Source organism: Lelliottia sp. WB101, from assembly GCF_003051885.1.
In the GTDB taxonomy this organism is placed as follows: domain Bacteria; phylum Pseudomonadota; class Gammaproteobacteria; order Enterobacterales; family Enterobacteriaceae; genus Enterobacter; species Enterobacter nimipressuralis.
Genome location: NZ_CP028520.1, coordinates 1,705,281 through 1,731,010, shown reverse-complemented (window position 1 = coordinate 1,731,010; position 25,730 = coordinate 1,705,281). Strand labels below are relative to the sequence as shown.

Below are 25,730 nucleotides of genomic sequence, written 5' to 3'. Positions count from 1 at the left end.
CGGGGTTACCTCAGGGTACGAATACGGGGATCGGCGAAGCGATAGAGCAGATCGGCGATCAGATTGCCGACGATCAGCATCATCGACGACAGCATGATGATCGCCATGATCAGCGGGTAGTCCAGCGAGGTGATCGACTGAATACCCAGCAGCCCCATCCCCGGCCACGAAAAGACGCTTTCGGTTACGTAGGCCCCTACGACCAGCTCGCCAAACGACAGGCCAAACAGGGTGATCACCGGCAACAGTACGTTTTTCAGCACATGGCGGAACAGGATACTGGTGCGCGTGGCGCCATACGCCAGCTGGGTTTGCACATAGTCGGCGGAGAGCTGCGAAATGGTGTTCGAGCGGATATAGCGCACGTAGCTGGAGAGGTTATAGAAGGTCAGCGCAATGCACGGCAGCACGCCGTGACGCACTACGTCCAGCCAGTTGTCCTCCATACCGATAGTGCGCATCCCCATGCTGGGGAACCAGTTCAGCTGCACGGCAAAAATGGTGATCAGCAGAATACCGAACCAGAAAATAGGTACGGAAATACCGATATAGGCGAATAAGTTCAGGATGTGATCCAGCCAGCGGTGTTTGAACGCGCCCGCGAGCAGCCCCAGCGGAATGGCGAGGAGGATCGCCATCACCAGCGACGCACCCATCAGCCCAAGCGTGGCCGGAATGCGTTCGCCGATCATCTCCAGCACCGGGCGATGGTAAATCAGCGAATAGCCCAGATCGCCCTGCAAAACGTTTTTCAGCCACAGAATGTATTGCGTCACCAGGGGCTTATCCAGCCCCATGCTCTGGCGGATACGTTCGATATCTTCCGGGGCCATTCTCGGCGTGATGTACGCCGCCACCGGATCGCCGGGCGCGAGTTTGACCAGCAAAAACGCCACCAGCGAAATAAAGAAAAGCATCGGCAGCAGTTGCAGCAGCCGACGCGTCAGTAATGTGTTCACGACATGCCCTTAAAAAAACACCCCGACCAGTTGGCCGGGGCAACGACTTATTTTTGATAGATTTTTGAAAGGTCCTGGAACATATAAACCGGTTTCGGTTCGGCTTCCTGCGTCCCGCCAAAGCGTTTGTCCACTGCGACTGTCGCATTGGTGTAGGCGATGGGGTAGTAGGTCATGTCGTTGGCGACGGTCTGCTGAATTTGCTTGTAGATTTCAGCACGTTTGCCGCTGTCGGTTTCTACTGCGCCTTTGTCCCACAGGGCGTCGAACTGCGGGTTTTTATAGTGCGCATAGTTGTAGGCTTCGTTGCTCATGAACAGGGATTTGTAGCCATCCGGCTCCGCGCCCATGATGTAACCGCCGAGGTTCAGCTCCCACGCGGTATTGTTCATATCCAGGCTGCGCTGAGACATGGCGTTGGAGTCGAGCGGCATCAGTTCCACATTCACGCCAATGCCTTTCAGCTGCTGCTGAATGTAGAGCGCCATGCTCTCCTGGGTTTTGTTGGTGTTCACATAGGCCAGGCGCAGCTTGAGATCGGCTGGCGCGCCGGACGCTTTCAGCAGTTCTTTGGCTTTTTGCTGATCGAACGTGTACTGCTCAACGTCGTTGGTCTGATAAAGCGTGTCCGGCGTCAGGAATGAGCTGGCCGGTTTAGCATAATCCAGCGAGGTGAACGCGGTTTGGGTCAGTTCGTCTTTGTTGATGGCATAGGCAATCGCCTGACGAAGCGGTTTGCTTTTCATCACCGGCACGTTCTGGTTGAAGGTCATATACGCCAGACGGCCTTCCGGATAGACCACAAAATCAAATTTGCCGGTATTCTTCAGGCGGCTGACGTCCTGCGGGTCCACCATCTTCAGATTGATTTCGCCGTTTTGCAGCGCAAGGTTTGCGGAGTTGCTGTCTTTGGCAAAGCGATAGGTCACGGAGTCGAGCTTCGCTTTTCCGTTCCAGTATTCGTCAAAACGGGTCAGGGCGTAATATTGCCCCGCGCGGTACTCTTTAAACTTGAACGGACCGGAACCTACCGGCGCATCGTTTTTGGTGCTCTTTTCCAGATCCGCTTCTTTTGCGAACACGTGTTCCGGAATCGGGTAGATCTGCACCAGCGTTCCGGTAAAGGCGGCGCTGACCTGCGGCAACGTGAACTTCACGGTGCGATCGTCGACTTTACTCACTTCGACAGGCTTTCCGCCGTAGGTGAACATGCTGCGGAAGAAGCTGTGCTGCTTGGCTTCGAGGAGCTTATTAAAGGTGAAGACCACGTCGGAGGCGGTCAGCGGCTGGCCGTCCTGCCATTTCAGATTCGGTTTTAAGGTCAGGGTATAGCTGAGATTATCGGCGGACGGCATCAGGCTTTCGGCCAGGCCCCATTCGATTTTTCCGTCGTTAAAACTGTAGAGTGGCGCGTACAGCGCCTGCATGATGGTCAGCGTGGTACGGTCGCTGGCGTAGAGTGGGTTTACGGCCAGCGGGTCGCCGGACGTGATACCGATAATGAGCGAGCCACCCTCTTTTGGCGCATCACTTTTTGCTGCTGGCGCGTTCGCCGTTTCATTCTTTTTAGCATCGTCACAGCCCGCTGCGGCCAATGCCATGGACACCAGAACAGCAGATAACAGTAGCTTGCGCATATCTCACTCACTCCTTGCCTCAATAATATTAAATACTGAAAAGTTCTTTTTATTCAGGAGCATCATATTCAGCTTTGTCATATTGCGCATTAACAATGAAAATGCGATTTTCGATTAAGCTTATAACCAATTTGATATATATAAGCGCCAGAAGGAATAGGGCCTAATCAATTGCGCTCGCAACGTTAAAGGGTTCACGAATCTCCTGCTACACTGCCTCAACACATCACTAAAAAGGCAGATCAACATGTCAGACAACACCTACCAGCCACCGAAAGTGTGGGAATGGAAACAGAACAGTAACGGCGGCGCGTTCGCCAATATCAACCGCCCGGTTTCTGGCGCGACGCATGAGAAAACGCTGCCAGTGGGCGCGCATCCCCTGCAACTCTACTCCCTCGGCACGCCAAACGGCCAGAAAGTGACAATCATGCTGGAAGAGCTGCTGGCGCTTGGTGTGACAGGCGCGGAGTATGACGCGTGGCTGATCCGCATCGGCGAAGGCGATCAGTTCTCCAGCGGGTTTGTGGACGTGAACCCAAACTCGAAAATTCCGGCACTTCGTGACCACTCTGTGAACCCGCCACTGCGCGTATTTGAATCCGGGAATATCCTGCTTTATCTGGCAGAAAAATTCGGTCACTTCCTGCCAAAAGATCCGGCGGGACGCACCGAAACCCTGAACTGGCTGTTCTGGCTGCAAGGCTCTGCCCCGTTTCTTGGCGGCGGTTTCGGCCATTTCTTTAACTATGCGCCAGTGAAAATTGAGTACGCGATTGACCGTTTCACCATGGAATCAAAACGCCTGCTCGACGTTCTGGATAAGCAGCTGGGGCGCGGTCGTTTTGTCGCGGGAGATGAGTACAGCATCGCCGATATCGCCATCTGGCCATGGTTCGGCAACGTGGTGCTTGGCAACGTATACAACGCCGCCGAGTTCCTGGATGCAGGCAGTTACAAGAACGTTCAGCGCTGGGCGAAAGAAGTTGCCGAGCGCCCGGCGGTGAAACGCGGTCGCATCGTCAACCGTACCTTTGGCGAGCCGAGCGAACAGCTGCATGAGCGCCATGCCGCCAGCGACTTCGACACCCAGACCGAAGACAAACGTCAGGCGTAATGCGCTGACAGATTGCCCGGTGGCGCTGCGCTCACCGGGCAAAATTACACGCCGAAACCGCCCTGCAGCAAAATCGCTTTTGCCTGATCCGACTGTAAATAATCCGCCAGCACCAGCCCCTGGGGCGTCATTACCGCGCTTGCATATTCCGCTTGCGGGTTAAAAGGCGCAGGTATGTTCAGCACGCTCAGGCCGGCAATCTGACGAAGCGCGGGCGCGTAGCTGGCGTAGCCGATAAACAGATCCGCCTGATCACTTTCAATGATCCACTCTGCCGCCAGTTTACCCGGCGGAACCGGCGCAGACGCGCGCCCACCGACCAGCGCCATCGCCCGCTCCCGCACAGGGATGCCCGCCTCGCCCATACGTGTGAACAGCTCCTGGGTGTAGTCGCCGGAGGGATCGCACCCCGCCGTTGAGGTGCCGAGACGCAAATCTGGACGCGTAAGCAGCGAGAACCAGTCATCGTCGTCGCGAAGCACCTCACTGCGCGCTGTCAGGCAGAGCTGATTGCGGGCAAATACCGCTACGGAAGATGCCAGCCCCTTTAAGAGCAACGCCTGAGGATGGGCGACATTTGCTGACGCAAACAGGTCACACGGCTCCCCGGCTTCAATCCGTTCCCGCAGCAATCCGGCCGGACCAAACTGCGTCTCAACCGGATGCGGGAAATGGGCCAGTAGTTGCGGCCATATACCGCGCAGGCTGCCCGCTGCCAGCACGCGCATCAGTCGATACCCTGGTAATGGGTGCGGTAGAAACGCTGATACCATTCGTCGGCGATTTTGCGCATATCAACGTCTTTAAACTTCTCAGGATAGAGTTTTTTCGCCATCCACAGTTCGCCAATGCCCATTGCTTCCGGCATCGGGTAGCCCCAGGCTTTGGCGTAGTCCGGCATCAGGTAGACGCGATGATTTTTCACGGCGTCGATCACCTGCCACTGGGCCGAACCCTTGATTTCATCGACCACCGATGGATAGCGATCCTGCACAAAGATGACCTGCGGATCCCAGGCGATAACCTGCTCCATCGCCACGGTTTTAAAACCCTGAATGGTCGCTGCCGCCACGTTGACTGCGCCCGCATGAGCCATCATCAGGCCGGTGTATTTCCCCGAACCGTAGGTGGTGAGTTCCGGATTGGCCATATAGGCGCGAATACGTTTCTCTGCAGGGATATCTTTCAGACGGTCGCTGACCATCTTGCGCCCTTTATCGGTGGCGGCGATCAGATCGTTGGCTTCCTGCGGTTTGTTGACGATCTCACCGATCAGGGTGATCCCCTCGCGCAGACCCAGATCGTAGGCTTTTTCTTCGTCGGCGATAGTTGGGTTCAGCTTCGCTTTTTCGCCCGGCGCGTCGTGGCGCAGGGAGATGGCGATCACCGGGATACCCAGGCTGCTGATTTTGTCGATCATCTCCTGCGGCGCATAGTTGGTGACAAACACCACCTGTGGATGCAGAGCGATCAGTTTTTCCGGGTCCACATGGGTGAGATCGCCGAGCGTCGCTTTCTGGTTTAGCTCAGGTGCCAGGCGGGCGTAGCCCTCGCCAAGCTGCTGTTTCCAGTTCGCCATCACGCCGACAATTTTGTCGGTCGCGTTCATTTGCACCAGTAAGTTCAGCGTCTGATGCTGAAGCACTACCACGCGGTCAACCTTATCGGGAACGGTGACGGTGCGGCCAATTTGATCGGTTATCTGGCGGGATGCCTCAGAAGATAACGGGAGTAAAATCAGTAAACTAAAGGTAACTGCCTGCCAAAATCGATTGTTCATAATGCCCTCGCACTTTCGTTATACACCGGATTATATAACGATTTGTGACGCAGATCTTCGCCTGCTTTGTGGGTAGGCATTATTGCCATGAAAAAATGAACACCCCGGCATTAAATAATTCCCGGACCGGTGATGTCTTTTGCAAATAAAATGCAAAGGGCGAGAGTGAAAAAATAATCCGCTGCGAAAAATTATTTCACCGCTATTTTCTTAAAAGAAAACAGATGTACTTATTGCAAATCACGCTCTTTTTTCAACAGCATATTTACAACCGACGCTAAACTGGCAAGAATAATTTTTATTTCCCCTAAGAAACGTCCCATGTCAGAACAGGCGCTACGACAGCAGATTCAGAATCTGAAAAAGCATAACGCCCGGCTTGCCAGACTGGCGCGTGACGCCCGCAGTAAGCTTAGCGCTGCGCTGGACGGCACGGGCCTGTGTCTGTGGCAGCTCGACGTGCCCAGTGGGAAGCTAATTATCTACAATCGCCGCTGGGGCTCGATGCTGGGGTACCAGCCGAAAGAGCTGAGTGCGCAGTTCGACGTCTGGCGCGAGCACCTTCATGCCGATGATAAACAGATGGTGTTGGATGCGTTTTATGACCATCTCCACGGCAAAACCCCGTTCTACGAAGCCCTGCACCGCATGCAGCATAAAAATGGCACCGTCAGTTGGGTGCTCGATCGCGGGCGTGTCAGCGAATGGGATGAGCACGGGAATCCGCTCAAGGTCACCGGCACCCACATTGATATGACGAAGGAAAAGCAATACGAGGAGCAACTCGCGCTGCTGGCGAACCACGATCCGCTGACCGGCCTTGCCAATCGTCATGCGCTAATCAAACAGTTCCGAGCTCTGAAAGAGCAGGGTCCACTCTGCGTGGCTTTTATCGATCTGGATGATTTCAAAACCGTTAACGACACCTTTGGCCATCGCAGCGGCGATGAGCTGCTGATTCAACTGAGCCAGCGTCTGCGCGAAACCTGCCCGCAGGGTTCTGTCGTCGGGCGTCTGGGCGGCGATGAGTTTGTTCTGCTGTTGCCCTTCCCGCTCTCCAGTCTGTGGGTGAACAGCACCGCGCACAGCTGTTTGCGCGCGGCGCTGACCCCTTTCGAGCTGGATAATGGCCAGGCGCAGGTGGGGGCGTCGATTGGAATAGATGAGGTTCAGCCGCAGGATGATTTCGTTAACGCCCTGCGCCGCGCCGATCAGTCGATGTACCAGATCAAACACACCGGAAAGAACGGCGTGGCGATCGGCTCCACGCTTATCTCGATTTCCCGTACCGGAACAGACGCGTGAAGGCCAGCCGCCAGCAGAGCATTATCCAGCTACTGAGTGATTGCGACGGGCTGACCACCGACGCGCTGGCAGAACAGCTGGCGGTCAGCAAAGAGACTATTCGCCGCGATTTGAAAGGGTTGCAGCAGCAGGGGAAAATTGTGCGTCACCATGGCCGCGCGCGGGCCATTCACCCGGACAACCGCGACGGCGGTGAGCCGTTTGGCGCACGCCTAAAGAGCCATTATGCCGATAAAGTGGATATCGCCCATCGCGCGCTGGACTGGGTCAGCAGCGGAATGACTCTTGCCCTCGACGCCAGCTCGACCTGTTTTCATCTGGCGCGCCAGCTTCCGGACATCGACCTGACGGTGTTCACTAATAGCCTGCCCATCTGCCACGAAATGGCGAAACGCGAGCGCATCACGCTTATCTGCACCGGCGGCACGCTGGATCGTAAGTATCGTTGTTACGTCAATCCGGCGCTGATCTCCCTGCTGAAAGGCGTGGAGATCGACCTGTTTATCTTTTCCTGTGAGGGGGTGGACGAACAGGGCGATATGTGGGACCCGGCCGAACACAGCGCGCTCTTTAAAACGCAGTTGTTACGCCGCGCCAGCCAGTCGCTGCTGTTGATTGATAAGAGTAAATTTCAGCGTGCGAGCGAAGTCAAAATCGGCTCGCTGTCGCAGGTGACGCAGATGATTACCGATGCTCACCCTTCCAGACGGTAGCCCGCCATAAAGTAGCGCAGCGTGGTACTCGACTGATTTTCTTTGAAAAAATCCATCACCATATCGCGGTCCAGCCCGTAGCGGCGTGTCAGGATACCGGCCTCCCACGCACTGAGCTGGCGATCCCCGGTTTTCTCAAACATCCGGTGCGAAAAACCGAGCACAAATCCCCGTTTATAGTCAGAGCAGAAATGCGCGACGTTCTTTGCGGTATCCGCCTGCGCCGCGCGCATCCCCGCCATCAACCCTTTGCCAAAATGGTTTTCCATTGATTTACCCTCAATCGCTATATATTAAATTATATAGCGATATTTTGAGCGATGGCTAGTGGAAATTAAGGCCGCACGGGGCGGCCTTTAGGGATGAATCAGAACGAAACCCACTCATCGGGCGTACCCGATGCGTTAGGCCGCATGGGCGCTTTCGGCGACGCGGCAGGCGCACCGTTTTGCGGTTCCTGCGCAGACAGGCGGAATTTCTGCACTGAGCGTTGTAACTCTTCCGTCTGACGTTCCAGCGCCGAGGCGGCGGCGGAAACCTGCTCCACCAGGGAGGCGTTCTGCTGCGTTACGCCGTCCATCTGGGTGATCGCCACACCGACCTGGGAAATGCCTTTGCTCTGCTCTTCCGACGCCGACGCGATCTGCTTCATGATGGTGGTCACTTCGGTCACGGCACGCAGGATCGCTTCCATGGTGGTCCCGGTATCGCTGACGATTTTCGAACCCTGCTCGACGCGTGAAACGGAATCGGCGATCAGGCCTTCGATCTCCTTCGCCGCATTTGCGCTTCGGCTGGCCAGGTTACGCACTTCGCCTGCCACCACGGCAAATCCACGGCCCTGTTCACCGGCACGCGCCGCTTCAACCGCCGCGTTGAGTGCCAGAATATTGGTCTGGAACGCGATGCTGTTGATGACGGTAGTGATCTCGGCAATCTTCTTCGAGCTGGCGGAAATTCCGCTCATGGTGGTAACCACGTCATCCACCAGCGAACCGCCACGGCTTGCGGTAGTGGAGGCAACATCGGCCAGCTGGCTCGCCTGACGCGCATTTTCGGCGTTGAGTTTCACCGTGGCGGTGAGCTGTTCCATGCTCGCGGCGGTCTCTTCCAGTGCGGCGGCCTGCTCTTCGGTGCGTGAAGAGAGATCGTTATTTCCGCTGGAAATTTCAGTGGCTCCGCGCCAGATATTCTCGCTACCGGAACGGATCGAGCTGACCGCTTCGCGCAGGCTGTCCTGCATCGCGGTTAACAGAGGCACCAGTCGGCCCACGCAGTTACGCCCAAATGGCGTAATGGGCTGGCTGAGATCGCCCTGCGCAATCTGGCGGAAATGCTCACGAATGCGATCCAGCGGTTTCACCAGCATCGCCACCAGGTAACGGTCGGTGAAGAGGAGGATCAGCAGACCGATAATCGTCGCGGCGATAATCACAACGCGCGTCATGCTCGTCAGGCTGTCCACCACGTCACGCGTACTGTCGAGCGTGCTGGCGGCGGAAGTATTGAATTTATCCGCCGCGGCACCGAAAGCGCGGCTCAGCGGTGGCGTGACGTTGTTGGCCTGCTGACGATATCCCTCGATCGTCCCCTGTTGCGCCTGCTGCATTTGCAGGGCAATCCCCTGATCCAGTAACGCCTGCCAGCTGCTAATCACTTCAGCAGAGACGCTTTCGTCCATCGGGCCTGGCGAGATGGCCTTCATCTCGTTCAGCTTCTTGCTCATATTCTCCAGCGCCTGCTGCGCGGGGGCTAAATCGGGATTTCCACCCGCAACTTTGGCTTCCATTGCGCGGCTGAGGCGCGTGACAAAGCGGAAATATTGATCGTTACCCTGACTCAAAATAGTCATTTGTTTCACGATCTGGCGATCGATGTCATTACCGTCTGAGACCCTGGAAAGTGACCAGGTGCTGTAAAGCCCAACCCCTGCCCACATCAAACAAAAAATACCCAGAATCGTCAGCATGACGAACCGGATAGTAAAATTACGAAGCATTTGCATAAAAGTATCCTTGCCGTTAGGGAAAACTCGCTTGAGACGAGTCTTATCTTCGTTATCGGCAATGCCTACACTTTAAGGAGTATTTTTATAAAAACTTGCACATCTTAACTTTTAAAAAAATAGTATTGCCTAATACCCTTATAATTAGCACGCAAATATAATAGAAAAAGACCGGAATTTTCCGGCCCTTTTTTGAAACATTAAATTCATATTACTTCAAATATTTCTCAAACCATCCCAGAGTCCGTTTCCATGCCAGCTCCGCTGCGGGCTCGTCATAACGTGGGGTTGAGTCATTATGGAAGCCATGATTTACGCCGGGGTAAATATAGGCTTCATAGACTTTATTATTCGCTTTCAGAGCGGCTTCGTACGCTGGCCAGCCTTCGTTGATGTTTTTATCCAGCTCGGCATAGTGCAGCAGCAGCGGCGCGTTGATTTTCGGGACATCCGCCGCGGCGGGCTGGCGGCCATAAAACGGCACCGCGCACTCCAGCTCCGGATAGGCCACCGCGGCGGCATTCGAGACGCCGCCGCCGTAGCAAAATCCGGTAATCCCCACGTTGCCCGTCGCATCGGGATGCTTTTTCATAAACTCCACGGCGGCAAAGAAATCGTTCATTAATTTGGTGGGGTCCACTTTCTGCTGCAGCACTTTCCCCTCTTCATCATTCCCAGGATATCCGCCGACGGAACTTAATCCATCCGGTGCCAGCGCAATATATCCCGCCTTCGCTACCCGGCGAGCAACGTCTTCGATATACGGATTTAAACCGCGGTTTTCATGGACAACGACCACCGCTGGCACTTTTCCCGTCGTCTTCGCAGGCTTCACCAGATAACCCCGCACTTCACCGTGTCCGTTGGGTGAAGGGTAGTGGATGTATTCCGGCAAAATATCGGGATCGGTAAATTTCACCTGTTCGGCAAGGGCGTAATTCGGTTTGAGCATATTGAATAACGCCAGCGCCGTGACACCGCCTGCCGCGTAGCGCGCCGCAAGATTGAGAAACTCGCGTTTGGTTATTTTGCCGTGGGCGTAATAGTCATAGTAATCGAGCAATTCTTGCGGAAAATCTTTCGCGGTCAGCCGGGTCATCGCATATCTCCAGGAATTGTGATTTTATAAGGATAGAATGAAAACGCTGTTTCGAAAATTCATCACTAAAAAAGGAGATATCATGTCCTGGACCCCTACTTCAAGCCGCTACGACACCATGCAGTACCGTTACTGCGGGAAGAGCGGCCTGCGTTTGCCCGCGCTATCACTTGGATTGTGGCACAGCTTTGGTCACGTTCAGGCGCTGGACAGCCAGCGCGCACTGCTGCGCAAAGCCTTTGATTCAGGTATTACCCATTTTGATCTCGCGAATAACTACGGTCCGCCTCCAGGCAGCGCGGAAGAGAATTTTGGTCGTCTGCTGCGCGAGGATTTTGCCGCGTATCGCGATGAACTGATTATCTCCACCAAAGCCGGGTACGACATGTGGCCTGGCCCGTACGGGTCTGGCGGTTCGCGGAAGTATCTGCTCGCCAGTCTCGACCAGAGCCTGAAACGCATGGGCGTAGAGTATGTCGATATTTTCTATTCCCACCGCGTTGACGAAAACACGCCGATGGAAGAGACCGCCGCCGCGCTGGCACAGGCTGTTCAGAGCGGGAAAGCGCTCTACGTGGGGATTTCCTCTTATTCGCCGGAACGCACGCAGAAAATGACTGAACTGCTGCGCGAGTGGAAAATTCCGCTGCTGATCCATCAGCCGTCCTACAACCTGTTAAACCGTTGGGTGGATAAAAGCGGCCTGCTGGATACCCTCGTGGCAAACGGCACCGGCTGTATTGCTTTTACGCCGCTGGCGCAGGGGCTGCTGACGGGCAAATACCTGAACGGTATTCCGGATGGTTCGCGTATGCAGCGTGAAGGCAAAAAGGTGCGCGGGTTGACGGAGAAGATGCTGACCGACGCGAACCTGAACAGCCTGCGACTGCTCAATGAAATGGCGCAGGCGCGCGGGCAGTCAATGGCGCAGATGGCCCTGAGCTGGCTGCTAAAAGATGAGCGCGTGACGTCTGTGCTCATCGGTGCCAGCCGCCCTGAGCAGATCGAAGAGAACATTCAGGCGCTGCAAAATCTGCACTTTAGCGACGATGAGTTGAAGAGGATTGATCAGCATGTCGCGGATGGAGAGTTGAATTTGTGGCAGACATCGTCAGATAAATAGAGAACGCGGCGTGATGCCCTCCGTCGCCTCTCATGGCCCGGTAAGCGTCGCGCCACCGGGCCTGCAAAGCCTACACCGTCGCAGGATCCACCACCGGGCGCTCGTACTCCGGCCAGACCAGCACCACCAGCTCCGGATAGGCTTCCAGACTGAATTCGCGGAAACACTGACGTAAATTCAGCACGTCCAGATCGGAATGCGAGACCTTCTCACCATTCAGGCAGCGCTTTTTGATATTGTCATAATATTTATAGACCGCCGAGTTCAGATCGCTGCAGCGACGCTGGGCTTCAAAAAGACCAGGTCTGTCGTTTATTTCCGTCATCTTCATCCGCTTAATTGTGGCATGAAGAAAGTCGATATATTCATGATTGACGCGCCAGTACCATACCGGCGTTATCGCATTCATCAGCAGTGAGAAATGGTCCTCACCCTCTTCTTTGGTCATCGGAATCGGCTGGGATGACTCGCCAGTTTGCTGTAAGTCTTTCGTTTTATTGAACTCACGCATCAATAAAAGAACACCAGCGGTAAGCAATAGCAATGTAATGACAGAATAAAAAATGCTGTTCATGGGATGGCTCCATTTTTTTTGATTTTAAATTTGCCTCATGTTATTGTCAACGAATCTCACGCCCTATTTGAACCTACCCTGTTGAAATTAAAGGATATTAAAATGCTGCCCGACAATCTTGTGCCGGTCCGGTACCACATCGCCTCTGTGGTCCCTAAATCGGCGGAAGCAGAAAGCAATGCTAATTTCACTCAGGGAAAAAGAAAACTATCCGATTTTGAGGCTGACATATTAATTGGTGTTACCCGTACCGGTAAATCACGTAATATGCTGTTAGAAGAGCATGACCGCCATATAAAAGATCGGCTATTTCGCGTGGTGAAGATTGAAGCCTTTGCCCACCTGCTTAACGACCTGCAGGCCGAGGGAGAAATAGACGCTCAAACATTAAGTCAAATAATGGCTGAAAAAACCGAAGAAATAAACGAAGCTGGCAACGAAATTTGGCTTAATCTAATTACCCGAGAAAAAAACAACCCTATTTTTTATAAACTAGAGGATGATTAACGTGAAAGAAGTTGAAGATAATAACGTTTATTTGACTTTAGATAACCATAAAAGCGATGAGTTTATCTTAAAGCAAAATCTCGACGCATTAATAAAACATAAAAATGACGAGATGACCCGCATTGCGCAAGATATGGTATCGATCCCGGCCGCGCTGGTTCGCCTGAAGTGGGAAAATCGCCGCGAGATCTACTCGTTGCAGGTGAAAGAAGAGATTTATGGCGCGATGATTAACGCGGTCATCTCCCTCAAGCCCGAACTGAAAGATAAAATCATGGGCCGCATTGAGAGTAACTACCAGCATCTGCTCTCCAGAGAGGCCTCCACGCTGCGTTTGACGCGCAAACTGGCTGACGGTGGCTATCACACCTCGAACGTCACGACCGTCGCTCTCGATGAAGATGCGCTGGCGGCAAAAGTGGACGCCCCTTCCCACGCGCCTGCAGAGCCGAAATAGCCTCACCAGTCAGATTCCCCCGAATACGACAACCTCCTCCTCTCGCTCTTCTACACTTAATGGCCTAACTCACCCAACAGGAGAGGCCTTATGTCAAAACATCAGACACATATCCAGGACCCAACCACCCAGTACTACACCGGCGACTACCCTAAGCAAAAGCAGCCAGCGCCTGGCGTGCAAGCGAAGATGACGCCCGTGCCCGACTGCGGCGAGAAGAGCTACAAAGGTAGCGGCAGGCTCCAGGATCGTAAGGCACTGGTGACAGGGGGTGATTCCGGTATCGGGCGCGCCGCCGCCATTGCTTACGCGCGTGAAGGCGCTGACGTGGCGATTAACTATCTGCCAGCGGAAGAAGAGGACGCCCAGGAGGTCAAACAGCTGATCGAAGAGGCGGGCCGAAAAGCGGTGCTGATTCCAGGCGATCTGAGCGATGAGTCCTTTGCCCGCTCGCTGGTGCATAAAGCCCGCGAAGCGCTGGGCGGGCTGGATACGCTGGCGCTGGTTGCCGGTAAACAGGTCGCTGTCGAGAAGATTGCCGATTTGACCACCGAACAGTTTACGCAAACCTACGCGGTGAACGTGCTGGCACTTTTCTGGATCACACAGGAGGCAATTCCCGTCCTGCCAGCCGGTTCCAGCATCGTGACCACCTCGTCCATTCAGGCCTATCAGCCAAGCCCGCATCTGCTCGATTACGCCTCGACGAAAGCGGCGATACTGAACTACAGCCGTGGGCTGGCAAAACAGGTGGCAGAGAAAGGCATTCGCGTAAACGTGGTTGCCCCTGGCCCGATCTGGACGGCACTGCAAATTTCTGGCGGCCAGACGCAGGAGAAAATTCCGCAGTTTGGTCAGAAGACGCCGATGAAACGTGCGGGGCAGCCTGCTGAACTGGCTGGAGTGTATGTCTATCTGGCGAGTCAGGAGTCGAGCTACGTTACGGCGGAAGTGCACGGCGTGTGCGGTGGGGAGCATTTAGGATAATGCTGTCGGTCTGCCCGGAGGTGCTACGTAAATGGCGCCTGCGGGTTTGTCCCGCCTGATACTTTCTCTTACACGTTACTCACGAAAGAGAGAAAACAAAACGGCAACTTGCGTTGCCGTTTTTACGTTTATTTCGCCACCGTTTTCTCTTCGCCGACCAGTCCGATTTTGAGATAGCCCGCCTGGTGCAGCGTATCCATCACTCTCATCATGGTTTCGTAGTCGACGGTTTTATCCGCGCGGAAGAAGACGGTAGTGTCTTTTTTGCCCTGGGTCAGCGCATCCAGTGCCGGAATAACGGATTGATCGGTGACCGGGTCGTTGCCCAGGAACATCGATTTATCAGCTTTCACCGACAGGTAAATCGGTTTTTCCGGACGCGGCTGCGGCTGGCTGGAAGAGGCCGGCAGATTCACCTTCACGTCCACCGTCGCCAGAGGCGCGGCCACCATGAAGATAATCAGCAGAACCAGCATAACGTCGATAAACGGCGTTACGTTGATTTCGTGCATTTCGCCGTTATCGTCCAGATTTTCATTAAGACGCATTGCCATAACGTATCAACCTACACGCAGTTTCGAAGCAGAATGTACCGGCTTAACGGAGCTGGCGCTGAGGTCGAGATCGCGGCTTTGCAGCAGCAGAACCTGTGCGGCAACATCACCGAGCGTGGCTTTGTAGCTGCCAATCATACGCGCGAAGATGTTATAGATAACCACCGCCGGAATAGCAGCGATAAGGCCGATAGCCGTTGCCAGCAGCGCTTCCGCGATGCCCGGTGCCACTACGGCGAGGTTGGTGGTTTGCGTCTGAGCAATACCGATGAAGCTGTTCATGATGCCCCACACGGTACCAAACAGACCCACGAACGGGGAGATCGCACCGATAGTTGCCAGATAACCATTTCCGCGGCCCATGTGACGGCCCACGGCGGCAACGCGACGTTCCAGGCGGAAGCCCGTACGCTCTTTAATGCCTTCGTTATCTTCACTGCCTGCGGAGAGTTCCAGTTCGTTCTGAGCTTCGTTGACTAATTGGGTGGTCAGGCTTTTCGCATGGAACGCGGAGGTGATGTCAAGTGCCTGATTCAGCGAGCGTGCTTCAGCCAGCTGCTGTTGCTCGCGCTTGAGGCGGCGCTTTTGAGAAATCAGCTCAACGCTTTTGCTGAAGAAAATTGCCCAGGTGATCACGGACGCCAGAATCAGGCCGATCATCACAATCTTAACCACGATGTCAGCATGTTGATACATGCCCCAAACGGAGAGATCCGTCTGCATCAAATTATTACCCACTCTGTATCTCCAGGACGCAAATCACAAATTCTGAGCATAATAATATCAAAACCACGTCGAATTGATAGTAGTTCTCATTAGTATTTGCATAGTGCCGTAAATTTCGCTCATTTTCCTTGCGCTTACGCAGTAAAAATTTCTTATGCGTATTTTTCATAAAATATTGTGCTTATTCGCTAAGCATCCGGGTGCAGATTTTCGCAATCGTGGTAGTCTGGACGTCCAGACGGATAAAAACAGGTTTAGCGAACATGACAGAGAAGCATCTTGATACCACGCTTGTGCAGGCAGGACGCAGTAAAAAGTACACTCAGGGTTCGGTAAATAGCGTGATTCAACGCGCCTCCTCGCTGGTCTTCGATACTGTTGAGGCCAAGAAACACGCCACCCGCAACCGCGCGAAAGGCGAGCTGTTTTACGGGCGTCGCGGCACTTTGACCCATTTCTCATTGCAGGAAGCGATGTGCGAGCTGGAAGGCGGCGTCGGCTGTGCCCTGTTCCCGTGCGGTGCTGCTGCGGTAGCGAATACGATTCTGGCGTTCGTTGAACAGGGCGATCATATCCTGATGACCAACACCGCCTATGAGCCAAGCCAGGATTTCTGCACCAAAATTCTGACCCGTCTGGGTGTCACCACCGGCTGGTTCGATCCGCTGATCGGCGAAGGTATTGCGGAGCTTATCCAGCCGAATACGCGCATTGTGTTCCTGGAATCTCCCGGCTCTATCACCATGGAAGTGCATGACGTTCCGGCGATTGTCCGCGCGGTGCGTCGCGTGGCGCCAGAAGCTATCATCATGATCGATAACACCTGGGCGGCGGGCGTGCTGTTTAAAGCCCTCGATTTTGACATCGATATCTCGATTCAGGCGGCAACGAAATACCTGATTGGCCACTCAGACGGCATGATTGGCACGGCGGTGTCTAACGCCCGCTGCTGGGATCAACTGCGCGAAAATGCGTACCTGATGGGGCAGATGGTAGATGCTGATACCGCTTATATGACCAGTCGCGGGCTTCGTACGCTGGGCGTGCGTCTACGTCAGCATCACGAAAGCAGTCTGAAAGTGGCCGAATGGCTGGCGCAACATCCGCAAGTCGCTCGCGTGAATCACCCTGCACTACCGGGCAGCAAAGGCCACGAATTCTGGAAACGTGACTTTACGGGCAGCAGCGGTCTGTTCTCATTTGTTCTCAATAAGCGACTGAGTAACGACGAGCTGGCCGCCTACCTGGATAACTTCTCGCTCTTTAGCATGGCTTACTCCTGGGGCGGCTTTGAATCGCTCATTCTGCCGAATCAGCCTGAACAACTTGCCGGTTTGCGCCCGGGCGGAGAAATCGACTTTACCGGCACACTGATCCGACTGCACATCGGTTTAGAAAATGTTGATGATCTGATCGCGGATTTATCGGCAGGTTTCGAACGCATCGTGTAGAGTGCGGGCTGTAAATGTACTCCCGGACCGTTTTACAGACACGTGCAGCAGAAAAGACTGCATTTGTTGGGTCCCCGATCAACCCCACTGGGCGAAATCAGGAGTACAATAGCCACATATCAGTTGTTCCACAGGAAAGTCCATGGCTGTCATTCAAGATATTATCGCTGCGCTCTGGCAACACGACTTTGCAGCGCTGGCGGACCCGCACGTTGTAGGTGTTGTTTATTTCGTTATGTTCGCCACGCTTTTTCTGGAAAACGGTCTGCTGCCCGCCTCGTTTCTTCCGGGCGACAGCCTGCTGTTATTAGCCGGGGCGTTAATCGGTAAAGGCGTTATGGACTTCGCCCCCACGATCGTGATTTTAACGTCAGCCGCCAGCCTCGGCTGCTGGTTGAGCTATGTGCAGGGCCGCTGGCTCGGCAATACGCGTGTGGTAAAAGGCTGGCTGGCGCAACTGCCCGTGAAATACCACGAGCGCGCCACCTGCATGTTTGACCGCCACGGCCTGCTGGCTCTGCTCGCCGGACGTTTTCTGGCGTTTATTCGCACCCTGCTGCCAACGATGGCCGGGATTTCTGGCCTGTCGAACCGCCGCTTCCAGTTCTTCAACTGGCTGAGCGCCCTGCTGTGGGTCGGCGTTGTGACCTCTTTGGGTTATGCCCTAAGCATGATCCCGTTTGTGAAGCACCACGAAGATCAGGTGATGACTTTCCTGATGATCCTGCCGATTTTCCTGCTGGTTGCAGGCCTCGTCGGGACGCTGTTTGTGGTGATCAAGAAGAAATGCTGTAACGTCTAATTTCTTCCGCCCTCTCCCTCCCAGGGAGAGGACGCTTTACATTCCCTGCATCGTTCTGATACGCGCCGCATCTTCCCCCGGCGTCACGCCAAAATAGCGTTTAAATTCACGGCTGAACTGCGACGCACTTTCATACCCAACGCGCATCGCCGCAGCGCTGGCTTTCATCCCATCGTGAATCATCAGCATCCGCGCTTTGTGCAGGCGATAGCTTTTCAGGTACTGCAACGGCGACGTGCTGGTGACGGATTTAAAGTTATGGTGGAACGCCGAGACGCTCATATTGGCCTCTGACGCCAGCTCATCCACGCTCAGGTTTTCGGTGTACTGGCTCTCAATACGTTTTAATACGCGGCTGATGAGGCTGAAATGGGTCTGACGGCTCACCAGCGCCAGCAGCGCCCCGCCTCCCGGTCCCATCAGAACGTGATAGAGGATCTCGCGGATTATCTGCTTGCCGAGAATACGTGCGTCGAGCGGGCGTTCCATAACGTCCAGCAGGCGCTCAATGGCGCACAGAATCTCATCGGAGAGCGTCGCGGAGTTAATGCCGCTCGCCGCCATCGCGGGCTGGAACAGTTCGTCTTCGCCGATATCCATCAGCAGTTCCTGAAGCTGGAGAATATCGACGTTGACGCGAATGCCCGCCAGCGGAACGGCCTCAGTCGCATAGGTTTCACATTCAAAGGGTAAAGGTACTGTGAGGAGTAAATATTCGTTGGTGTCGTAACGGAACACGCGCTCATTGATATAGCCAATTTTATGGCCTGAAAAGAGAAATACGATGCCGGGCTGGTACATCACCGGCGTGCGCGTGCCGGGCTGTGTGCCGTATAAAAGACGGATATCCGGCAACAGCTCAGTGAGCGTATTTTCTTTATCTTTCAGTCTGTTAATTTGCCCCGTCAATTGCAGGCAAATCTCATCGCGGTTCATTCAGGTTTACTCCCGATACGGTTTCCATTGTTGCCAGTTTGCGCACCTTTTCGCATTTTCTCCAGCCCTCTGTAGAAATGGGCAAGACAACGGCAGGAATGTGCATTGAGAGGCGTGCCTTCGATGGCCACAATGGGCACCATCAGGCAGCCATCGACGCCGCCACGTTTTTCACCCACATAAGGGAACGAGCAATGAATAATTTTAATCTGCATACCCCAACCCGCATTCTGTTTGGTAAAGACGCCATCGCCGATCTGCGCGACCAGATCCCAGCTGGGGCGCGCGTCCTGATCACTTACGGTGGCGGTAGCGTCAAAAAAACCGGCGTGCTGGACCAGGTGTACAGTGCGCTGGAAGGCGTGGACGTACGTGAGTTCGGCGGCATCGAGCCAAACCCGTCCTACGAAACGCTGATGAACGCAGTTAACATCGCCCGTGAAGAGAACATCACCTTCCTGCTGGCGGTCGGCGGCGGTTCAGTTCTCGACGGCACCAAGTTCATCGCGGCTGCGGCCCATTACGCCGACGGCGTGGACCCGTGGGAAATCCTGCAGACCGGCGGCAGCAAAATCACCAGCGCCATCCCTATGGGCTCTGTACTGACTCTGCCTGCGACCGGTTCTGAATCCAACAAAGGCGCGGTCATCTCCCGTAAAACCACCGGTGACAAACAGGCCTTCATGAACGAACACGTTCAGCCTGTGTTTGCGGTGCTCGACCCGGTTTACACCTACACCCTGCCGCCACGTCAGGTGGCTAACGGCGTAGTGGATGCCTTCGTTCACACGGTTGAGCAGTACGTCACTTACCCGGTCAACGGCAAAATTCAGGATCGCTTCGCGGAAGGCATTCTGCTGACGCTGGTAGAAGACGGCCCGAAAGCGCTGCAAGAGCCAGAAAACTACGATGTGCGCGCAAACGTGATGTGGGCCGCGACTCAGGCGTTGAACGGTCTGATTGGCGCAGGCGTGCCGCAGGACTGGGCGACCCATATGCTGGGCCACGAACTGACCGCGATGCACGGCCTCGATCACGCCCAGACGCTGGCGGTGGTTCTGCCTGCCCTGTGGAATGAAAAACGCGACACCAAACGTGCCAAACTGCTGCAGTATGCAGAGCGCGTATGGAACATCACTTCCGGTTCTGAAGACGAGCGTATCGACGCGGCAATCGCGGCGACCCGTAACTTCTTCGAGCAGCTGGGCGTGCCGACTCGCCTCTCCGGTTACGGCCTGGATGGCAGCTCTATCCCTGCCCTGCTGGCCAAACTCGAAGAGCACGGCATGACGCAACTGGGCGAGAATCACGACATTACGCTGGACGTCAGCCGTCGCATTTACGAAGCGGCCCGCTAAGCGTTTTTGTCATCCCGCCTTTCGTTTTTTGACATTTCGTCCAGACTTAATGCACACCACATCACCGGGGACACCCCCGGTGATGAGCAAATGGAGGAGGAAAAATGGCAAACCAAACCGTAATTAAGCTTCAGGACGGCAACGTCATGCCCCAGCTGGGACTGGGCGTATGGAAAGCCGGTAATGACGAGGTCGTGTCCGCCATTCACAAAGCACTGGAAGTCGGCTATCGGTCTATCGATACCGCCGCCGCGTACAAAAATGAAGACGGCGTCGGCAAAGCGTTGGCCAGCGCCAGCATCCCGCGCGATGAGTTATTCATCACCACTAAACTGTGGAACGACGACCAGAAACGCCCACGCGAAGCCCTGCTGGAAAGCCTGGAAAAACTCCAGCTCGATTTCGTCGATCTCTATCTGATGCACTGGCCAGTTCCGGCAATCGATCACTACGTTGAGGCCTGGAAAGGTCTGATCGATCTGCAAAAAGAGGGGCTGGTGAAGAGCATTGGCGTCTGTAATTTCCAGATCCATCATCTGCAGCGGCTGATTGATGAAACGGGCGTCGCGCCGGTGATCAACCAGATTGAGCTGCATCCGCTCATGCAGCAGCGTCAGCTGCACTCCTGGAACGCCACGCACAAAATTCAGACCGAATCCTGGAGCCCGCTGGCTCAGGGTGGCGAAGGCGTGTTCGATCAGAAAATTATTCGCGACCTGGCCGAGAAGTACGGCAAAACCGCCGCGCAGATCGTCATTCGCTGGCATCTGGACAGCGGTCTGGTGGTGATCCCGAAATCGGTCACCCCGGCGCGTATCGCCGAGAACTTCGACGTCTGGGATTTCCGCCTGGATAAAGAGGAGTTAAGCGAGATAGCGAAGCTGGATCAGGGCAAGCGGTTGGGGCCAGATCCGGATCAGTTTGGGGGGTAACACCCTCGTTCAAAAGCCCGACAAACGTCGGGCTTTTTTATTGCCGGACGACAGGCTTAGCGCCCTGCCACTTTCCCGCGTTTTTTGTTCGCCACCGGCGTCTGGCGCTGATGCGCAACAGGCGTGTGTTTGGTCAGTGCCGGACGCGTATTGCGGTTCTGGCGACGCGCTTCGCGCATCTCATCGAGCGTCGGCGCAGGCACCAGGCATTCGCGGCGCGAGCCAATCAGATGCTTTTTACCCATATCTTCCAGCGCCTGACGGATCAGCGGCCAGTTGGCCGGATCGTGATATCGCAGCAGTGCTTTATGCAGTCGACGCTGTTTGTCACCTTTCGGCACCACCACATCTTCACTCTTGTAACCAATTTTACTCAGCGGGTTCTTGCCGGTGTAATACATGGTCGTCGAGTTAGCGAGCGGCGACGGATAAAAGTTCTGCACCTGATCGAGACGGAAACGACGCTGCTTCAGCCACAGAGCCAGATTCACCATATCCTCATCGCGCGTACCAGGGTGCGCAGAGATGAAATAGGGAATCAGGTACTGCTCTTTACCCGCCTGTTTCGAATAGGTGTCAAACAGCTCTTTAAAGCGATCGTAGCTGCCCATGCCCGGCTTCATCATTTTCGACAGCGGGCCTTCTTCCGTATGCTCAGGGGCGATCTTCAGATAGCCGCCAACGTGATGGGTCGCCAGCTCTTTGATGTAGCGCGGATCTTCCACGGCGATGTCGTAACGCACGCCGGAGGCGATAAGGATCTTCTTGACGCCTTTCAGATCGCGGGCGCGACGATACAGGTTGATCGTCGGCTGGTGGTTGGTGTCCATGTGCTGACAAATATCCGGATAGACGCACGACAGACGGCGGCAGGTCTGCTCCGCGCGCGGTGATTTGCAGCGCAGCATATACATGTTGGCGGTCGGGCCGCCCAGATCGGAGATCACGCCGGTAAAGCCCGGAACCGTGTCGCGAATGGCTTCGATCTCGTTAACGATCGAATCCTCAGAGCGGCTCTGAATAATGCGCCCTTCGTGCTCGGTGATCGAACAGAACGAGCAGCCGCCGAAGCAGCCGCGCATGATGTTGATCGAGAAGCGGATCATCTCGTAGGCAGGAATTCGGCTATTGCCATAGGAAGGATGCGGCACGCGTTTGTACGGCAGTGCAAACACGCTGTCCATCTCTTCGGTTGAGAGCGGAATGGCTGGCGGGTTAACCCAGATATAGCGCTCGCCGTGCTTTTGCATCAACGCTCGTGCGCAGCCTGGGTTAGTTTCATGATGCAGAATGCGTGACGCGTGCGCGTAAAGCACCTTGTCGCTTTTCACTTTTTCAAAGGACGGCAACAGAACGTAGGTTTTTTCCCACGGTTTTGGGCGCGGCGGCTGCACGACTACGGCTTTGGCTTCGGCTTTCTTCGGTTCGACCGGTTTGTTGTCCGCACACGGCAAATCTTCGCCATACGGGTGCGGGATCGGGTCGATTTTGCCCGGCATATCGATGATACGGGAATCCACCCCGCTCCAGCCCGGCAGCGCTTCTTTCACCATGATCGCCGTGTTACGCACATCGCGGATGTTACCGACAGGTTCGCCCTGCGCCAGACGGTGCGCCACTTCCACCAGCGGACGCTCGCCGTTGCCGAAGATCAGCATATCGGCTTTGGAATCCACCAGCACCGAACGGCGCACGGTATCAGACCAGTAATCGTAGTGCGCGGTACGGCGCAGGCTCGCTTCGATTCCCCCCAGGATGACCGGCACGTCTTTCCATGCTTCTTTGCAGCGCTGGGTATACACCAGCGTGGCGCGATCCGGACGCTTACCGGCGACGTTATCGGCGGTGTAGGCATCGTCGTGGCGCAGTTTGCGATCGGCGGTGTAGCGGTTGATCATCGAGTCCATGTTCCCGGCAGTAACACCGAAGAATAGGTTGGGTTTGCCGAGGCTCATGAACGCATCTTTGCTGTTCCAGTCTGGCTGGGAGATGATCCCTACGCGGAAGCCTTGCGCCTCCAGCATACGGCCACAAATGGCCATGCCGAAGCTCGGGTGATCGACGTACGCATCGCCCGTCACCAGAATAATATCGCAGCTGTCCCAGCCCAGTTGGTCCATCTCTTCGCGGGACATCGGCAGGAATGGCGCCGGTCCGAAGCAGGCTGCCCAGTACTGGGGCCAGGAGAAGAGGTCTCGATCCGGCTGGATCAGGGATATTGCGCTCATAATGCTTCCGAAGAAAAAATAGACAAAGGGCGGGGATTATACGCTGGATTTATACATGAAATGAAGGGGTATTATGCGGGCATTTTCGCCGCTCGCCCGGTAGCGCTGCGCTTAGCGTGCCTGGGTTCGCGGATTCTGTAAGCCGGGTAAGGCGAAGTCACCGCCCGGCCTGTAAAAGCGTGCTACACCAGCGGATTCACCAGCAGCTGCCCTACGGAACCGCGATCCGACATCTCCAGCGTCTGGCTGTGGAACAGGAACGGGAAGTGCGGCCACGAAGGCTGTCCGTAGTAGACCAGCAGCTCTACCTGCCCATCGACCCAGACCGTGTCTTTCCAGCCGCGATCTTCCGGGAACGGCATCGCGCCGTTGACGTTACGGATCAGGAAACTCACCCCTTCGATATGGAACGCCTGCGGCATCTCCGCACGCACCGTCCAGCGCTCCCAGGTGCCCTGCTGCGCTGTAATATCGATACGATTGACGTCCCACAGCGCACCGTTGATCCCCGGATCGTCGCCGAGGCTGATATCACGACTGCGCACCGGCGTCCCGCTCAGGATCTCCTCCGGCAGCAAACGCATCGGCAGGCTGTCCGTCACCAGCGGTAACAGGCCCGTCGGACGCAGGGTCAACACCAGCGTAGACACCAGAATGCTCGACGGCTCGAAGAAGCCGCGAATACGATCCACGATGCTCGCCGCCTCGCCGCAGGTAATCGACACTTCATCCCCGTTGGTCATATCGACGAGGATTTCACGCCGTTCACCCGGCGCCAGCGCCAGCTGTTTGACGGAAACTGGCGCAGGTAAAAAGCCTTGATCGCCGGAGATCACATGCAGCGCGCGGCCATCGCTCATCTGCAGCTGATAGCGCCTGGAGTTGGACGCATTCAGCAGACGCAGACGGACCCAGCCGCGAGAGACTTCGACGTACGGGCTTTGCGCGCCGTTCACCATCAGCGTATCGCCGACAAAACCGCCGCTGCCCGGCTCGCTGTACTCCGGCGAGCCAAAGTTATCGAGGCGTTTGTCCTGAATGATGACCGGGAAATCATCGACACCGTAGTGGTTCGGGATCGGCAGCGATTTACTCACATCGTCTTCCACCAGCCACATTCCGGCCAGACCGTTGTAGACCTGCTGCGCCGTGCGGTTTGGCGTGTTCGCGTGATACCACAGGGTCGCGGCACTCTGGCGAATCGGCAGTACGGGTGCCCAGTCCGCGCTCGGCGTCATCATGCGCGCCGCGCCGCCCATCAGTGGGCCGGGGACCTGCAATCCGCTGATGGTCATGGCGACGTTTTCCGCCAGGCGGTTGCTGTAAATGAGCTTTACATCATCCCCGCTCCAGACGCGGATCGTCGGCCCAAGATAGCGGCCATTCACCCCCCAGACCGATGCGCGCGTGCCTTGGGTAAAGGACCAGTGCGTGCGCTGCATGGTAAGGAAAAGCGGTTGCCCACGACGAGATTCCAGTAACGGCGGAATAGGCAGCGGCTGTTGCTGCCCGGCGGCGTTGGCTGTCAGCGGAACCGCGCCAGCACAAAGGGCGATTCCCGAAGCCTGAATAAACTGACGCCGACTGAGTGACATATTTGCTCCATGTGAAACGACGATAAAACGCGGGAATTCATTTCCCTGAAACTCCGGTTAAATCTTGCCGGAGGCTTCTCTCTCTGCGACTTCTTTGTCGAGCACTTCGATTTGACGCGCCATCAGCTCACGGCAATGGGCAGCCAGTTCACGCACCTGGTCTTTACCGTATTTGCTGGTGTCCACGGGTGGCAGCATCTCAACAATTACCAGCCCGTTTTTCAGGCGGTTAAGGTTAATTTTATTCGAAGTATTGGAAACACACACAGGAATAATTGGCACACCTGCAGCAATTGCGGCGTGAAACGCGCCAGTTTTAAACGGCAGCAGGCCGCGACCACGGCTGCGCGTCCCTTCCGGGAACATCCAGATAGAGATTTTGCGTTTCTTAAAGTGATTGACCACTTCGGCAATGGTGCTGTGCGCTTTGGCGCGGTTATTACGATCGATCAGCAAGTTACCCGTGAGCCAGTACAGCAGGCCGAAGAACGGCACCCACAGCAGGCTCTTTTTACCCACCGTGACCGTTGGCGGCAGCACGATGTTCGCGGCGGTGACCATATCGTAGTTATTCTGATGATTACCGATATAGATGGCGTTGCCGAAATTTTCTGCGCCTTCCGGCAAGCGGGTTTCGACCTTCAGGCCATACAGCGGCGCCAGTCGACCAAACATGCGGCCAAAGGTGGAGACATGCTTCGGGTTGCGCGGGCTGAACAGGCAGTAAATGCAGCCGAACACGCAAACCAGAATGCAGTAGATAACGGTGAGAATTGCACGAACAATGAATAGCATAGCGACCTCAGAAGCCCTAACAGCTGACAATTATATACTCCAATGCCAGCCAGGTAAGGACTTTGTGTAAAGACAGATAATTTTAGCGAG

26 protein-coding genes are annotated in these 25,730 nt (G+C 55.3%); 11 read left to right on the top strand and 15 right to left on the bottom strand.

Annotated features, from left to right (window positions below; translation table 11 throughout):
• Positions 1–5: 5 nt before the first annotated feature.
• Positions 6–959: an ABC transporter permease gene (locus tag DAI21_RS08365; protein WP_102104765.1), complete on the bottom strand. Its 954-nt coding sequence runs from the start codon at positions 957–959 to the stop codon at positions 6–8.
• Positions 960–1,006: 47 nt separating this feature from the next.
• Positions 1,007–2,596 carry an ABC transporter substrate-binding protein gene (locus DAI21_RS08360; protein WP_107702840.1) on the bottom strand — a complete coding sequence of 530 codons (1,590 nt, stop codon included), beginning with the start codon at positions 2,594–2,596 and terminating at the stop codon, positions 1,007–1,009.
• 247 nt (positions 2,597–2,843) lie between these two features.
• On the opposite strand from DAI21_RS08360, the gene yghU reads away from it, so the two are divergent.
• Complete coding sequence (yghU, locus tag DAI21_RS08355) at positions 2,844–3,713, top strand: glutathione-dependent disulfide-bond oxidoreductase (RefSeq protein WP_107702839.1); 870 nt, start codon at positions 2,844–2,846, stop codon at positions 3,711–3,713.
• A 44-nt stretch (positions 3,714–3,757) separates the two neighbouring features.
• On the opposite strand, the gene DAI21_RS08350 is transcribed toward yghU, so the two are convergent.
• Both DAI21_RS08350 and DAI21_RS08345 read right to left on the bottom strand, forming a co-directional pair.
• Positions 3,758–4,441, bottom strand: coding sequence for a molybdate ABC transporter substrate-binding protein (locus DAI21_RS08350; protein ID WP_107702838.1), 684 nt, complete (start codon positions 4,439–4,441; stop codon positions 3,758–3,760).
• Complete coding sequence (locus DAI21_RS08345; RefSeq protein ID WP_107702837.1) at positions 4,441–5,493, bottom strand: ABC transporter substrate-binding protein; 1,053 nt, start codon at positions 5,491–5,493, stop codon at positions 4,441–4,443. The genes DAI21_RS08350 and DAI21_RS08345 overlap by 1 nt, the downstream gene beginning before the upstream one ends.
• Before the next feature lie 321 nt (positions 5,494–5,814).
• Here DAI21_RS08345 and DAI21_RS08340 point away from each other — a divergent pair, with 321 nt between their 5' ends.
• Both DAI21_RS08340 and fucR read left to right on the top strand, forming a co-directional pair.
• On the top strand, positions 5,815–6,798 hold the full coding sequence (locus tag DAI21_RS08340) for a sensor domain-containing diguanylate cyclase (protein WP_107702836.1): 984 nt from the start codon (positions 5,815–5,817) through the stop codon (positions 6,796–6,798).
• On the top strand, positions 6,795–7,511 hold the full coding sequence (fucR, locus tag DAI21_RS08335; RefSeq protein ID WP_107702835.1) for an L-fucose operon activator: 717 nt from the start codon (positions 6,795–6,797) through the stop codon (positions 7,509–7,511). The genes DAI21_RS08340 and fucR overlap by 4 nt, the downstream gene beginning before the upstream one ends.
• On the opposite strand, the gene DAI21_RS08330 is transcribed toward fucR, so the two are convergent.
• The 3 genes from DAI21_RS08330 to yghX form a co-directional block, all read right to left on the bottom strand.
• Positions 7,493–7,780, bottom strand: a complete 288-nt coding sequence (locus DAI21_RS08330) for a DUF2623 family protein (RefSeq protein ID WP_095283363.1) — start codon at positions 7,778–7,780, stop codon at positions 7,493–7,495. The genes fucR and DAI21_RS08330 overlap by 19 nt on opposite strands.
• A 98-nt stretch (positions 7,781–7,878) precedes the next feature.
• A complete protein-coding gene (locus DAI21_RS08325) occupies positions 7,879–9,516 on the bottom strand; it encodes a methyl-accepting chemotaxis protein (RefSeq protein ID WP_100778929.1) in 1,638 nt (545 codons plus the stop codon).
• A 211-nt stretch (positions 9,517–9,727) separates the two neighbouring features.
• Complete coding sequence (gene yghX / locus DAI21_RS08320) at positions 9,728–10,615, bottom strand: YghX family hydrolase (protein WP_107702834.1); 888 nt, start codon at positions 10,613–10,615, stop codon at positions 9,728–9,730.
• An 82-nt stretch (positions 10,616–10,697) separates the two neighbouring features.
• On the opposite strand from yghX, the gene DAI21_RS08315 reads away from it, so the two are divergent.
• Positions 10,698–11,738: an aldo/keto reductase gene (locus DAI21_RS08315; protein WP_107704232.1), complete on the top strand. Its 1,041-nt coding sequence runs from the start codon at positions 10,698–10,700 to the stop codon at positions 11,736–11,738.
• Positions 11,739–11,808: 70 nt separating this feature from the next.
• Here the strand turns inward: DAI21_RS08315 and DAI21_RS08310 are convergent, their stop codons facing one another.
• Positions 11,809–12,312, bottom strand: coding sequence for an ESA_00282 family adhesion-associated protein (locus tag DAI21_RS08310; protein ID WP_100778927.1), 504 nt, complete (start codon positions 12,310–12,312; stop codon positions 11,809–11,811).
• Positions 12,313–12,414: 102 nt separating this feature from the next.
• Between DAI21_RS08310 and DAI21_RS08305 the strand changes: the two genes are divergently transcribed.
• The 3 genes from DAI21_RS08305 to DAI21_RS08295 all read left to right on the top strand — a co-directional run bounded on the left by DAI21_RS08305 (position 12,415) and on the right by DAI21_RS08295 (position 14,263).
• Entirely contained in the window at positions 12,415–12,819 is a 405-nt protein-coding gene (locus DAI21_RS08305; RefSeq protein ID WP_095283367.1) for a hypothetical protein, read from the top strand.
• Positions 12,812–13,276: a cytoplasmic protein gene (locus tag DAI21_RS08300; RefSeq protein WP_100778926.1), complete on the top strand. Its 465-nt coding sequence runs from the start codon at positions 12,812–12,814 to the stop codon at positions 13,274–13,276. The genes DAI21_RS08305 and DAI21_RS08300 overlap by 8 nt, the downstream gene beginning before the upstream one ends.
• Before the next feature lie 90 nt (positions 13,277–13,366).
• A complete protein-coding gene (locus DAI21_RS08295; protein ID WP_100778925.1) occupies positions 13,367–14,263 on the top strand; it encodes an SDR family oxidoreductase in 897 nt (298 codons plus the stop codon).
• Between the two features lie 128 nt (positions 14,264–14,391).
• Here DAI21_RS08295 and exbD read toward each other — a convergent pair whose 3' ends face one another.
• Together exbD and exbB are read right to left on the bottom strand one after the other, a co-directional pair.
• On the bottom strand, positions 14,392–14,817 hold the full coding sequence (exbD, locus tag DAI21_RS08290; protein ID WP_107702833.1) for a TonB system transport protein ExbD: 426 nt from the start codon (positions 14,815–14,817) through the stop codon (positions 14,392–14,394).
• A gap of 6 nt (positions 14,818–14,823) precedes the next feature.
• Complete coding sequence (gene exbB, locus DAI21_RS08285; RefSeq protein WP_107702832.1) at positions 14,824–15,555, bottom strand: tol-pal system-associated acyl-CoA thioesterase; 732 nt, start codon at positions 15,553–15,555, stop codon at positions 14,824–14,826.
• A 251-nt stretch (positions 15,556–15,806) separates the two neighbouring features.
• On the opposite strand from exbB, the gene metC reads away from it, so the two are divergent.
• Together metC and yghB are read left to right on the top strand one after the other, a co-directional pair.
• Positions 15,807–16,994, top strand: coding sequence for a cystathionine beta-lyase (gene metC / locus DAI21_RS08275; protein WP_107702831.1), 1,188 nt, complete (start codon positions 15,807–15,809; stop codon positions 16,992–16,994).
• A gap of 142 nt (positions 16,995–17,136) precedes the next feature.
• Positions 17,137–17,796 carry a DedA family general envelope maintenance protein YghB gene (gene yghB / locus DAI21_RS08270; RefSeq protein ID WP_100778921.1) on the top strand — a complete coding sequence of 220 codons (660 nt, stop codon included), beginning with the start codon at positions 17,137–17,139 and terminating at the stop codon, positions 17,794–17,796.
• A 36-nt stretch (positions 17,797–17,832) separates the two neighbouring features.
• On the opposite strand, the gene DAI21_RS08265 is transcribed toward yghB, so the two are convergent.
• Both DAI21_RS08265 and DAI21_RS08260 read right to left on the bottom strand, forming a co-directional pair.
• Positions 17,833–18,732, bottom strand: coding sequence for an AraC family transcriptional regulator (locus tag DAI21_RS08265; RefSeq protein WP_100778920.1), 900 nt, complete (start codon positions 18,730–18,732; stop codon positions 17,833–17,835).
• Positions 18,729–18,947, bottom strand: a complete 219-nt coding sequence (locus DAI21_RS08260) for a hypothetical protein (protein ID WP_102104772.1) — start codon at positions 18,945–18,947, stop codon at positions 18,729–18,731. Before DAI21_RS08260 ends, DAI21_RS08265 begins: the two co-directional genes overlap by 4 nt.
• Here DAI21_RS08260 and yqhD point away from each other — a divergent pair.
• Both yqhD and dkgA read left to right on the top strand, forming a co-directional pair.
• The gene (yqhD, locus tag DAI21_RS08255; RefSeq protein ID WP_100778918.1) at positions 18,927–20,090 is read left to right on the top strand and encodes an alcohol dehydrogenase; all 1,164 of its coding nucleotides are present in this window, start codon (positions 18,927–18,929) and stop codon (positions 20,088–20,090) included. The genes DAI21_RS08260 and yqhD overlap by 21 nt on opposite strands.
• A gap of 104 nt (positions 20,091–20,194) precedes the next feature.
• Positions 20,195–21,022 carry a 2,5-didehydrogluconate reductase DkgA gene (dkgA, locus tag DAI21_RS08250; protein ID WP_100778917.1) on the top strand — a complete coding sequence of 276 codons (828 nt, stop codon included), beginning with the start codon at positions 20,195–20,197 and terminating at the stop codon, positions 21,020–21,022.
• 56 nt (positions 21,023–21,078) lie between these two features.
• Here the strand turns inward: dkgA and DAI21_RS08245 are convergent, their stop codons facing one another.
• The 3 genes from DAI21_RS08245 to plsC form a co-directional block, all read right to left on the bottom strand.
• A complete protein-coding gene (locus DAI21_RS08245; RefSeq protein WP_107702830.1) occupies positions 21,079–23,250 on the bottom strand; it encodes a YgiQ family radical SAM protein in 2,172 nt (723 codons plus the stop codon).
• A 182-nt stretch (positions 23,251–23,432) separates the two neighbouring features.
• The gene (gene ftsP, locus DAI21_RS08240; RefSeq protein ID WP_100778915.1) at positions 23,433–24,845 is read right to left on the bottom strand and encodes a cell division protein FtsP; all 1,413 of its coding nucleotides are present in this window, start codon (positions 24,843–24,845) and stop codon (positions 23,433–23,435) included.
• 57 nt (positions 24,846–24,902) lie between these two features.
• On the bottom strand, positions 24,903–25,640 hold the full coding sequence (plsC, locus tag DAI21_RS08235; protein ID WP_100778914.1) for a 1-acylglycerol-3-phosphate O-acyltransferase: 738 nt from the start codon (positions 25,638–25,640) through the stop codon (positions 24,903–24,905).
• Positions 25,641–25,730 lie beyond the last annotated feature (90 nt).

Bases quoted from the DNA above. Each gene is read 5' to 3' on its own strand.
- DAI21_RS08310 (WP_100778927.1), bottom strand. From the start codon at position 12,312: ATGAACAGCATTTTTTATTCTGTCATTACATTGCTATTGCTTACCGCT.
- DAI21_RS08350 (WP_107702838.1), bottom strand. From the start codon at position 4,441: ATGCGCGTGCTGGCAGCGGGCAGCCTGCGCGGTATATGGCCGCAACTA.
- yghX (WP_107702834.1), bottom strand. From the start codon at position 10,615: ATGACCCGGCTGACCGCGAAAGATTTTCCGCAAGAATTGCTCGATTAC.
- DAI21_RS08325 (WP_100778929.1), bottom strand. From the start codon at position 9,516: ATGCAAATGCTTCGTAATTTTACTATCCGGTTCGTCATGCTGACGATT.
- yghB (WP_100778921.1), top strand. From the start codon at position 17,137: ATGGCTGTCATTCAAGATATTATCGCTGCGCTCTGGCAACACGACTTT.
- DAI21_RS08295 (WP_100778925.1), top strand. From the start codon at position 13,367: ATGTCAAAACATCAGACACATATCCAGGACCCAACCACCCAGTACTAC.
- exbD (WP_107702833.1), bottom strand. From the start codon at position 14,817: ATGGCAATGCGTCTTAATGAAAATCTGGACGATAACGGCGAAATGCAC.
- DAI21_RS08265 (WP_100778920.1), bottom strand. From the start codon at position 18,732: ATGAACCGCGATGAGATTTGCCTGCAATTGACGGGGCAAATTAACAGA.
- DAI21_RS08360 (WP_107702840.1), bottom strand. From the start codon at position 2,596: ATGCGCAAGCTACTGTTATCTGCTGTTCTGGTGTCCATGGCATTGGCC.
- DAI21_RS08340 (WP_107702836.1), top strand. From the start codon at position 5,815: ATGTCAGAACAGGCGCTACGACAGCAGATTCAGAATCTGAAAAAGCAT.
- DAI21_RS08315 (WP_107704232.1), top strand. From the start codon at position 10,698: ATGTCCTGGACCCCTACTTCAAGCCGCTACGACACCATGCAGTACCGT.
- ftsP (WP_100778915.1), bottom strand. From the start codon at position 24,845: ATGTCACTCAGTCGGCGTCAGTTTATTCAGGCTTCGGGAATCGCCCTT.
- DAI21_RS08245 (WP_107702830.1), bottom strand. From the start codon at position 23,250: ATGAGCGCAATATCCCTGATCCAGCCGGATCGAGACCTCTTCTCCTGG.
- dkgA (WP_100778917.1), top strand. From the start codon at position 20,195: ATGGCAAACCAAACCGTAATTAAGCTTCAGGACGGCAACGTCATGCCC.
- metC (WP_107702831.1), top strand. From the start codon at position 15,807: ATGACAGAGAAGCATCTTGATACCACGCTTGTGCAGGCAGGACGCAGT.
- DAI21_RS08305 (WP_095283367.1), top strand. From the start codon at position 12,415: ATGCTGCCCGACAATCTTGTGCCGGTCCGGTACCACATCGCCTCTGTG.
- DAI21_RS08345 (WP_107702837.1), bottom strand. From the start codon at position 5,493: ATGAACAATCGATTTTGGCAGGCAGTTACCTTTAGTTTACTGATTTTA.
- yqhD (WP_100778918.1), top strand. From the start codon at position 18,927: ATGAATAATTTTAATCTGCATACCCCAACCCGCATTCTGTTTGGTAAA.
- yghU (WP_107702839.1), top strand. From the start codon at position 2,844: ATGTCAGACAACACCTACCAGCCACCGAAAGTGTGGGAATGGAAACAG.
- DAI21_RS08260 (WP_102104772.1), bottom strand. From the start codon at position 18,947: ATGCAGATTAAAATTATTCATTGCTCGTTCCCTTATGTGGGTGAAAAA.
- DAI21_RS08300 (WP_100778926.1), top strand. From the start codon at position 12,812: ATGATTAACGTGAAAGAAGTTGAAGATAATAACGTTTATTTGACTTTA.
- DAI21_RS08330 (WP_095283363.1), bottom strand. From the start codon at position 7,780: ATGGAAAACCATTTTGGCAAAGGGTTGATGGCGGGGATGCGCGCGGCG.
- plsC (WP_100778914.1), bottom strand. From the start codon at position 25,640: ATGCTATTCATTGTTCGTGCAATTCTCACCGTTATCTACTGCATTCTG.